Consider the following 1811-nt stretch of genomic DNA (forward strand, 5'->3'; position numbering starts at 1 on the left):
GACCTAGGGTGGTCGGATGGCCTCTCTCTCCGATCCAGAAGTGCGCGAGTTCCTCTCCCACGGCACCCGTACCGGCAAGGTGGCGTTCGTGGCCGCCGACGGCAGTCCGATGGTGACGCCGGTTTGGTTCGTCCTCGAGGGGGACGCACTGGTCTTCAACACCGGCAAGTCCAGCGCGAAGGGTAAGGCGTTCGCCAGGGACGGGCGCGTCTCGGTGTGCGTCGACCTGGAGGAGCCGCCTTACGCGTCGGTGCAGTTGCGGGGCACGGTCACGCTCTCGGAAGACCCCGATGAATTGTTGCGCACCGCCACCGAGATCGGCGGCCGTTATATGGGCGCGGACCGCGCCGAAGAGTTCGGCAAGCGCAATGGCGTCCCCGGCGAACTCGTCGTCCGCCTCCGGCCCGACAAGGTGATCGCCCACTTCGACGCCACCGCCTGAGCCGGCGCGCCTCGCGCGTGCCCGGTGGCGTCGCCACCCGGACCGCCGGGCACAACTGCCGGCGGGGCGAGGCCGCGAAAGCCGGTGTTCGGTTGCGAAGCGACCCGATCGGGGAGCGGCGCGAGTTCGACACCAGCGAGCCGAGGAACCGGTCGGCTCCGGCGCTCGGTCGCCGCGAGCGTGGTGACCGGCGGTCAATACACTCGCGCGCATGACCGTGCATTTCATCGGGGCCGGGCCGGGGGCGGCCGATCTGCTGACGGTGCGCGCGGTCGAGCTGCTGCGCGCGTCGCCGGTGTGCCTGTACGCGGGGACCTATCTGGACCCGGGGGTGCTGGCGTACTGCGCACCGGACGCCGAGCTGGTCGATACCCAGCATCTGGACCTCGACCAGATCACCGAGCGTCTGGTGCGCGCGGATCGGGCGGGCCGGGACGTGGCTCGCCTGTGCTCGGGCGACCCGTCGCTGTATTCGGCGTTGACCGAGCAGACCCGCAGGCTCGACGCGCAGGGCGTGGCGTGGGATGTCACGCCGGGCGTGCCCGCCTATGCCGCCGCTGCCGCGGTGCTCGGTGCGGAGCTCACGGTGCCCGAACTGGTGCAATCGGTCGTGCTGACGCGCACGCAGGCCCGCTCCACCGCGATGCCCGAGTCCGAAGCGCTGGCGAACTTCGCCGCCACCGGCGCCACCCTCGCGCTGCACCTGGCCATCACCCGCGTCCGCGCGTTGGCCGCCGAACTGTCCGCCGACTACGGCCCGGACTGCCCGGTCGCCGTCGTCTACCGCGCCAGCCAGCCGGAGCAACTCGTCCTGCGCGGCACGCTGGCCGACATCGCCGACCAAGTGGAGGCCGCCGGACTGCGGCAGGCCGCGGTGATCCTGGTTGGCCGTGCGCTCACGCCTGCGGTGTCGTGCGCGGAATCGCACCTCTACGACCCGGCGCGCGTGCGCGGGTCCTGACGGCGGGTGCCTGAGGCGCCCGCCGGCTCGGCGCGAAAGTGCCCGGATTGGTGCGCCGGTGACTCATGTGAGAACCGCAACATCCGGCTGGCAAACATTTGCAAAGCCGCTGCCAGGGGTGATGTTCTCTCGCTATGACCGATGGTTGGTTGCCCGCCGGGGGCGACGGTAGATTGATCCGGTGATTCGCAAAGAAGGTCCCGGCGGAGCCGGTCGGTGGGTTCTGGGCACGGTCGAGCTCATGTAACAAGCCCGGCACGTTGGACAGATAGTTCAATTGAACATTTTTTGCCTGATTTGATGTGAGAACTCAACCCGGAGACGCAGGCGCCACGCTCGGACAGGTGTGCGCCCCCTCCGGGTGTGGTCGGGGAGCGCTTGCGTGGTGTTCCGGAAGCGAGGTTACGG

At 69.7% G+C, this 1811-nt stretch carries 2 protein-coding genes; both read left to right on the forward strand.

Features of this window, described 5'->3' with window-relative positions; all coding sequences use genetic code 11:
• Positions 1 to 16 precede the first annotated feature (16 nt).
• The gene (locus tag QMG86_RS02425; protein WP_281877413.1) at positions 17 to 442 is read left to right on the forward strand and encodes a PPOX class F420-dependent oxidoreductase; all 426 of its coding nucleotides are present in this window, start codon (positions 17 to 19) and stop codon (positions 440 to 442) included.
• Positions 443 to 653: 211 nt separating this feature from the next.
• Positions 654 to 1403, forward strand: coding sequence for a precorrin-4 C(11)-methyltransferase (gene cobM, locus QMG86_RS02430; RefSeq protein ID WP_281877414.1), 750 nt, complete (start codon positions 654 to 656; stop codon positions 1401 to 1403).
• Positions 1404 to 1811: the final 408 nt, after the last annotated feature.

It is taken from the genome of Nocardia sputorum (assembly GCF_027924405.1).
GTDB classification, from domain to species: Bacteria; Actinomycetota; Actinomycetes; order Mycobacteriales; family Mycobacteriaceae; genus Nocardia; species Nocardia sputorum.

Coding starts and splice junctions, on each gene's coding strand:
- cobM (WP_281877414.1), top strand. CDS start 654: ATGACCGTGCATTTCATCGGGGCCGGGCCGGGGGCGGCCGATCTGCTG.
- QMG86_RS02425 (WP_281877413.1), top strand. CDS start 17: ATGGCCTCTCTCTCCGATCCAGAAGTGCGCGAGTTCCTCTCCCACGGC.